Annotated in this window: 5 protein-coding genes; 2 read left to right on the top strand and 3 right to left on the bottom strand. The window is 34.8% G+C overall.

The window, feature by feature from the left end; all coding sequences use genetic code 11:
- Positions 1–561: 561 nt before the first annotated feature.
- From AC3DU7_RS20100 to AC3DU7_RS20090, 3 genes are all read right to left on the bottom strand, one after another.
- Positions 562–1,950: a hypothetical protein gene (locus tag AC3DU7_RS20100; protein ID WP_488041080.1), complete on the bottom strand. Its 1,389-nt coding sequence runs from the start codon at positions 1,948–1,950 to the stop codon at positions 562–564.
- A gap of 106 nt (positions 1,951–2,056) precedes the next feature.
- Positions 2,057–2,530, bottom strand: a complete 474-nt coding sequence (locus AC3DU7_RS20095; RefSeq protein ID WP_488041079.1) for a hypothetical protein — start codon at positions 2,528–2,530, stop codon at positions 2,057–2,059.
- A 119-nt stretch (positions 2,531–2,649) separates the two neighbouring features.
- Positions 2,650–2,772 carry a UPF0175 family protein gene (locus AC3DU7_RS20090; RefSeq protein ID WP_488041078.1) on the bottom strand — a complete coding sequence of 41 codons (123 nt, stop codon included), beginning with the start codon at positions 2,770–2,772 and terminating at the stop codon, positions 2,650–2,652.
- A 449-nt stretch (positions 2,773–3,221) separates the two neighbouring features.
- Between AC3DU7_RS20090 and AC3DU7_RS20085 the strand changes: the two genes are divergently transcribed.
- Positions 3,222–3,662 (top strand): type II toxin-antitoxin system VapC family toxin, encoded by a 441-nt coding sequence (locus tag AC3DU7_RS20085; protein WP_488041077.1) that lies wholly within the window; start codon positions 3,222–3,224, stop codon positions 3,660–3,662.
- 33 nt (positions 3,663–3,695) lie between these two features.
- Positions 3,696–7,238, top strand: a complete 3,543-nt coding sequence (locus AC3DU7_RS20080; RefSeq protein ID WP_488041076.1) for an nSTAND1 domain-containing NTPase — start codon at positions 3,696–3,698, stop codon at positions 7,236–7,238.
- Positions 7,239–7,351 lie beyond the last annotated feature (113 nt).

Genomic DNA, 7,351 nt, shown 5'->3' with positions numbered 1-7,351 from the left:
TCAGTTATCAGTTATCAGTTATCAGTTATCAGTACCTCTAGTTAAAGTCAGAGGCTTGAAATATTGAACTTTATTTTCTCTTGGTCGAGAGTTTTCAGACTTTATTTTTTGGTCATAGATAAACCTTGTTCAAATTTTTCTCAATTCATTATATATACCTAATAATTAAGCTGAAGATGATATACATTAAGGAAATTTTCACAAAGTATGATTTATATCTTGTGAAAATTTATTTAGTTATATATTTTTATTTAAAACACTTTTACATGAGTTTTTGCTGAGAAAAAGTAAAGAATAAGAGAATAAATAGATAGACATCTTTACATCAAAGATTGTTGAAATAATAAGTTTACCATACTACTAGAATAACACACCTAATTTTGTGTGCTAGATTATTGAGATGGGGGCAGGTTCATCTAATAATTTGTAATATAAAATCCGGTTATACAGTTATCGCACTTTCTACTTCCATTCAACGCAGACATAAAATGCCGGAATATCCCCAGAGAATTCCAACTCTCATCCTTTCTTCTTACTGACTCCTGACTCCTGACTCCTTCTTCAAGGCCGCTTTAATATATATTTTCTGACAAACCAAGCTAGTAAACTGCCAATAATAACTAATACAAATTTGTACAATAGTGTATTTTGACAAAGAAAAAAGTTGTTACCAAACATAGATTTACATTCTACTATCACATTAAAACCCGCTAAACTAGCAAAAGCTACTCCTGAACCTACTACCGCAATAAATTCTTGAAAGTCGCGATCGCTCTTGGCTTTTTCTGTTTCTATCTGAGTGTTAATAGCATTAATATTATCTTCTAATAATCTCAGTCCTAGTTCAAAACTTTCTAAATCTTTTGTTATTTGCAAGAGATATTTTTCGTGTACTAATTGACTAAAATCTTCTAAAAATTTGATATTAGTTTGATTATATACTACTTTTTTTGTAGCTCTCATAGTAAGAATTTCTAATCTTTTATCGTAATTGTTTAAGTTAATTTCTATGGTGCCTTGTTGAAATTTGAGATTATTGAGATTGCTGGTGTATTGCTTGATAATAACTTGAACTTTACTCAGGATATCGCTAATTTTTTGCAACTTATTAATTTTGGCATTCTCTTGAATAATATTTTCTTCTATAGATTCAGTTATTGTCTGAATTTTACGAAATTTTTCTTTAGTTTTATTTGTTAAAATACGGCTTTGAGCGTAAGCCCAAATAATTTTGTGGTGATAATAAAATAAGCACATCCAGTCTTTATAGAATTCGCCTAATTTCTGGAATGTTTCTTGGTCTGGATAGATAGCAATAATAATATGTTGAGTTTGAACAACAGTAAAAATTTCTTTATCTTCTAGTTTGACTATTTCTTGTTTTAAACTATTATCAGAATATTCAAAAATTGCTGCTCCAATAAATTCACCTTTGCTGTCAAATTCTATTTCTTCTACATTCGGAAAAATTGCTTTGTAAAATTCTTGGGCAATTTTTTCTATTTCTTCTGGGTTTTTTTCTGAGGAGTTAGGTAGGTAAGCAGATAACATCCAGGTCTGACCTAATGTGGCGATATTTTCTCCTAATTTTTGTTTAATTCTTTCTCTTAATTCGGCAAAATGTTCGGGTAGTTGTTTGTCGGGTGTAGCTACTTCTAATAATAGTCCGTAACTGTCTCCTAGTTTTACTGGATAGTAATAACCATTTTCTAGGGAAGTATCAGAATCTAAAGGAGCATAAATAGATTTAAGAAGGTGAAAATATTCTACTTCTAAGTTTTGCTTGTTGTTATTATCTTCCTCGTCTTGTTTTAATTTTTCTCTAACAGTTTCATGTAATTTTTGATAAAAATATTGGCATTTTTGGTATATTTCTTTTTCATCATCACCGAGACTGTTTCTCAGGTCATAGAGAAATAAGTCAATAGTAGGATTAATAATATCGGTCATTTCAGTTATCAGTTAATAGTTTTAATATATAAGATTGTGTGAGTTGATAGAATTATTCCCCCTTGACCCAACCTACACAAAAGCTGAAAATTTTTGTAACTATGGTTTATTTATTCTCTGACCGATTTGGAAAAATAAAATTTAATAACTGCTCAAGCTTACTAATTTTTTTAGCTGTTTTTGATGGCTCTGGTGATGAGATAATCTGAATAGACATATTTGTAATTTCATTACTTTTTAAATCTGAAGCATCAAGTTTGATAATAGGGCGCTCAACTGGTTTAATTTCTTTTGAAAAAACATCTTCTAGATCTTTAGCACTAGGAATTAAATTTTCAGGAATATTGTCAATTTTTTCTAATTTGGATTTAATTTCTTGAAAGACTATTTTTAAAGATGGATTACTGTTAATTAGTTTGATTAAATTATCCTCAATAGATGTTTCCCAAGCTGTCAAATCAGCCTTTAATTGCCCAGCAAAAATATAAAGATCGTTTTTTTCTTTAGAATTTAAGGGAGTATTTAACTCGCCTAGAGCTAACAACATAGATAATAAAAATTTGTTCCTTGAATTATTCATACTAAGTATCCTTTTTTTGTAGTTTATTTCTTCTGTAGCTCACCCAATGTTTTTAATGTTTGTAGTTATTGTTGAAAGTCTAAATTATCATAATTCACACAAATATTTCTTTTTGCCAGTTATTGACGAAATTCAATTAAAGATAAGTTAGCAAAATTAGCAGCTTTTGCACTACTAATTTTATAGTCTCTAAACATAATAATTGCTAGCTCTAATTGCAACAAATTTTTACTCTTACTCATAGGTTACTAAGATATTTAAGCTAAAGGTACAATCGTAGCATAAAAAGATTCTCCTTCTTCTAAGTCCCGTTAAGCTACACAGGGTTATTCAAACAAACAATGACTATAGAACTATCTAAAATGTGTAATTTATTTTGTTTCCCTGCTTATAATAGAATAAAAATTAACTAAAAAAATGAGTAGATTATGACCCAAAATCCTTACACAAATTATAAATAAACTTGAGATGCTTGAGCCAGAATAACTGCAACAACTTAATCAAACAATTCAACAATACCTGATTAACAAAAAGGGATTAGATCGACAAGATGCTTTTCATAAATCTTTAATAAATTCTGGAATTATAAAGCAAGTTAAACTTCCTTCTTATAAACCAATAACTGAAGGACGACTGATTCAAATAGAAGGAAAACCTATTTCTGAAACAATTATTGAGGAACGTCGTTAAAATGGCAATTTACTTTTTAGATAGTAGTGCATTAGTTAAACGTTATATCAGTGAAATTGGTTATACTTGGGTTTTGGGTTTGTTCGATCCTGCTTTGAATAATGAAATATTTATTGCTGCTATTACCAGGCGATCGCGTGGTGGAAGTATTAGTATGAAAGATGCAACAGAAATTAATAATCAATTTAGACAAGACACTGTTCAAGAGTACCACATTATTGAAATTAATGAAAGTATTATTAATTCTGGAATGACATTAGCTGAAACTTATGGTTTAAGGGGTTATGATGCAATTCAGTTAGCAGCAGGTTGTACTGTTAATTCGCTCTGTTTAGCTTACAATTTACCTGCTATTACTTTTGTCTCAGCCGACAATGAACTAAATTTAGCTGTTTTGAGTGAGGGATTATTGATAGAAAATCCTCATAATTATCTATATTAATTTATTTAAATTTTTAGTGAATAATTAATTATTATGTCTAGAGAAGCCTTAGTTGTTGGAATTAATTTTTATCCATTTCTTATCAAAACAGAACCTGGAGATTTAAACCTTAAAGCTCCTGTTAATGATGCTGAAGCTATTGCCAATATTTTAGAAAGATATGGTAAATTTCGAGTCCAACGTTTGCCACAAGGCTATGATGAAAAAAGTCAAGAAAGATTTATTGCTGATGGTATAGTTAAAATTAATCACCTTCAACAAGCAATTATTAATTTATTTAATCCACCTCTCAAAAATGAAGTTCCTGATGTAGCTTTACTCTTTTTTGCCGGCCATGGTTATCTAACAACTGAAGGAGGAATTCGAGAGGGATATTTAGTTACCAGTGATGCTCAACTGAATAGAAATATTTATGGTATTTCTTTAGCTTGGTTAAAAAAATTGTTACGGGAAAGTCCGGTTAAAAAACAAATAGTTTGGTTAGACTGTTGTTTTAGTGGCGAATTCTTGAATTTTGACAAGGAATTTGACCCTGGAACTGAGGGAAAACAAATAAGTCGTTGTTTGATTACTGCTTGTCGTTCCTTTGAAAAAAGTGTGGAACAAATAGACGGAGAACATGGTATTTTCACTGCTAATTTACTGGTAGGTTTAAACCCAAATAATCAAAATAATATTGATGGTTGGGTGACTAATTATAAATTGGCAGAATTTATCAAACAAAATATGTCTCAGACATCTCAAGCACCGAAGTTTCATAATTCTGGGGATGCGATTATTCTTACTACTAATACTCCTAACCAACCAACAGATAAACGCTGGCAAAATTTTGCTCCTTATCGGGGTTTATCTTATTTTGAGGAACAGGAAAAATATGCTGTATTTTTTCATGGTAGAACTCGATTAACTGATGAATTAATTGACCGAGTAAGAGCTAATAATTTTGTGGCAGTTTTGGGAGCTTCGGGAAGTGGTAAATCTTCTTTGTTACGGGCAGGTTTGTTGTATCAATTGAAGCGGGGGCAGAAAATTTCAGGGAGCGATAGATGGCTTTATATTCATCCTTTTACTCCTGGCTCATCTCCTCTGGAAAGTATAAAAAATGCAATTAATATAGAAGGAGAACTACCAGAGAATTTAACTGATAAATTAATTGAGTTTATTGATGTAGCTGAAGCGGAAAGGGTAGTAATGATAATTGACCAGTTTGAAGAGGGTTTTACTCTCTGTAAAGGTCAAGAACAAAAAGAACAAGAAAGACAGAAATTTTTTGATGTTTTTTTGGAGGCGTTGGAAAGGCAATCCGATAAATTTTGTGTGGTATTGGGAATGCGGGCAGATTTTCTCGACCGATGTTCTGAATATGCAGGGTTAGCTAATCAAATTAAGCAGCATCAGCTATTAGTAATACCCTTGGAAAAAGATGAAATAGAAGAAGCAATAAAAAAACCAGCGGAATTAGTAGGAATGGGAGTTGAGCCGAGATTAGTTGCGCAAATGACTGAAGACTTTCTGCGTAATCCTAGTAGTTTACCTCTCCTGCAATATACTCTCGATGCACTGTGGAAATCTGCTACTCAAGGGGAAGATCAAAGTAAGTATTTAACTCTGGCAACTTATAGAAATTTGGGTGGAATTAAAGGTACTTTGACTAAGCGAGCCAATGAAGTTTTTGAGAGTTTGAGTAAAGAAGAAAAGTCAGTTGCTAAGAGGATATTTTTAGAATTAGTTCAGCCTGGGGAACAGCAAATAAGTTCTGGAAAAATAACAGATAATCGCAGAAGAGTGATTTTAGAAAAATTGCCTAATAAACGACATAGTTTAGAGGTTTTGTCGGAAGTTAGTGATAGGTTGGCTGACCAAAATAATCGGTTAATTACTAAAGATAAGTCAGAGGAAGGAATATTATTAGATATTATTCACGAGGATTTAATTAGAAGTTGGAAAACTTTGAGGGAGTGGGTGGAAGAATATCAAGAAGCTTTGCCGTTGGAAAGGAAAATTGAAGCTGATGCTGCTCAGTGGGAAACAGATGGTAAAAAAGAGGGTTTGTTATTACGAGCAGGCCAGTTAACTAAGGCAGAGGAATATCTGGAAGAATATGGTGAAATGGCTTTATTGGATGGGGTTGCTTATGAGTTTATTGAGGCGAGTCAAGATTTGAGAACTCGCCAAGAAAAAGAAGAGAAAGAACGCCAAAGACAAGTAGAAGAACAAGCAGCTAAAGTGTTAGCAATGCTTTCTGAATCAATGATTGAACAGCCAACCTTGCTTGAGAAGGGTGTATTACTCAGCGTGGAGTCAGTGAAGCAACACCTTGATACCAAAAAACGTTATGGGAAAGCAAACCTAGACCTACTTGTTAAACTCGATCAAACTCTACGGAATGGGGTAACTAAACTATCCAAGGATCTCCATACCCTCAACCACCAGAGCAGGGTAAATGCAGTAGCCTTTAGCCCCGACAGCAAAATCATTGCTACTGCAAGTTATGACAAAACTGCCCGCCTTTGGGATGCTGCCACTGGCAAAAAATTACCTACCCTCAACCACCAGGGCTTGGTAATAGCAGTAGCCTTTAGCCCCGACGGCAAAATCATTGCTACTGCAAGTTATGACAAAACTGCTCGCCTCTGGGATGCTGCCACTGGCAAAGAATTAGCTGCCCTCAACCACCATGAATGGGTAAATGCAGTAGCCTTTAGCCCCAATGGTCAAACCATTGCTACTGCAAGTAATGACAAAACTTCCCGCCTCTGGGATGCTACCACTGGCAAGCAATTAGCTACCCTCAACCACCAGGACTGGGTAATAGCAGTAGCCTTTAGCCCTGACGGCAAAACCATTGCTACTGCAAGTTATGACAAAACTGCCCGCCTCTGGGATGCAGGCACCGACCAAAGACTTTTCCAGAAAAGGTTTTCAAATCCTTATCCTCCCATTCCAAAATTGGTATTTAAAGAATTAGCTATCCTCAACCACCAAGCCCCGCTCATAGCAGTAGCCTTTAGCCCCAATGGTCAAACCATTGCTACTGCAAGTAATGACAAAACCGCCTGCCTCTGGGATGTAGACACTGGCAAAAAATTAGCTACCCTCAGCCACCAGGACAGGGTAAGAGAAGTAGCCTTTAGCCCCAATGGTCAAACCATTGCTACTGCAAGTAATGACAAAACCGCCTGCCTCTGGGATGCAGACACTGGCAAAAAATTAGCTGCCCTCAGCCACCAGGGCAGGGTAATAGCATTAGCCTTTAGCCCTGACGGCAAAACTATTGCTACTGCAAGTTCTGACCATACCACCCGCCTCTGGGATGTAGACACTGGCAAAGAATTAGCTACCCTCAACCACCAGGACTGGGTAATAGCAGTAGCCTTTAGCCCCGATGGCAAAACCATTGCTACTGCAAGTAATGACAAAACCGCCTGCCTCCATTGCGCAACACCAGAAGTCTTAATTCAAGAAGCTTGTAGGCGTCTCAGTCGGAATTTAACAGCAGAGGAGTGGCAGGAGTATATCAACAGTGACTTGGAGACATATCGGAAAACTTGCGAAAATCTTCCCGATAACCGATAATCTTAGGGGCGGAATGTGATTATCTTGCTACCGTGCATGAGGGAGACGCTCATGTTATCCCTTCCTGAAATATCAAGAGCGATCACTCTGTTAAAAAAGAAAGAAATATCTAG

The sequence above is a fragment of the Okeania sp. genome (genome assembly GCF_983059655.1).
The sequence above is the reverse complement of the archived record's forward strand: the minus strand, read 5'-3'. Positions and strand labels throughout refer to the sequence as shown.

Excerpts from the sequence above, each read along its gene's own strand:
- AC3DU7_RS20100 (WP_488041080.1), bottom strand. The coding sequence starts at position 1,950 with ATGACCGATATTATTAATCCTACTATTGACTTATTTCTCTATGACCTG.
- AC3DU7_RS20095 (WP_488041079.1), bottom strand. The coding sequence starts at position 2,530 with ATGAATAATTCAAGGAACAAATTTTTATTATCTATGTTGTTAGCTCTA.
- AC3DU7_RS20090 (WP_488041078.1), bottom strand. The coding sequence starts at position 2,772 with ATGAGTAAGAGTAAAAATTTGTTGCAATTAGAGCTAGCAATTATTATG.
- AC3DU7_RS20085 (WP_488041077.1), top strand. The coding sequence starts at position 3,222 with ATGGCAATTTACTTTTTAGATAGTAGTGCATTAGTTAAACGTTATATC.
- AC3DU7_RS20080 (WP_488041076.1), top strand. The coding sequence starts at position 3,696 with ATGTCTAGAGAAGCCTTAGTTGTTGGAATTAATTTTTATCCATTTCTT.